General features: G+C 50.5%; 1 protein-coding gene. It reads right to left on the bottom strand.

Features of this window, described 5'->3' with window-relative positions; all coding sequences use genetic code 11:
* Positions 1-182: 182 nt before the first annotated feature.
* The coding region (locus tag ACRPFF_RS11120) for a hypothetical protein (RefSeq protein ID WP_432674664.1) at positions 183-497 on the bottom strand (315 nt) is incomplete at its 5' end.

Raw genomic sequence — 497 nt, 5'->3', positions numbered from 1 at the left:
GGCTGCCATAAACAGGATTTTTTCCCAAGCGTTCATAGGGGGCATAGGCGTTCGGCTGCCCTCAGTGGTCGGCCCGTCAAGCAAAATATAGATGATGACGGTAACAACATTCAAAAGTATCGGTTTGCGATACAGCATCCAAATATGTTTCAGCCTGTCCAACATACCCCCTCCCGGATGAATCAAAGATCGAGAAAAGCCAGCTCCAAACGCGAGCGGTAGTTGAGTGCGGCGGTATTCACGCAGGCGACATACTGCCGCCGGCCGCGCAGCACCCTGATCCAACCGATATAGGTGGCAAGCGGATTGCGCTTATCATCATAGCCTAGGTTTGCAATCATATCGGCAGCCATACCCTCAATCACTTCCCAAATCGTACCGGGAGCAGTATAGAGAAAGTTATAGGTAATATCTACTGCCAACAGACGCTTGGAGCAGGTTTTGATTTGGTTTACCGCATCGCTTACTACGGCAGCCACTTCCGGAGTAATGTTCTC

Origin of the sequence: Neisseria sp. SLRRB23 (assembly GCF_050896295.1) — a bacterium.
Classification (GTDB): domain Bacteria; phylum Pseudomonadota; class Gammaproteobacteria; order Burkholderiales; family Neisseriaceae; genus Neisseria.
The sequence above is the reverse complement of the archived record's forward strand: the minus strand, read 5'-3'. Positions and strand labels throughout refer to the sequence as shown.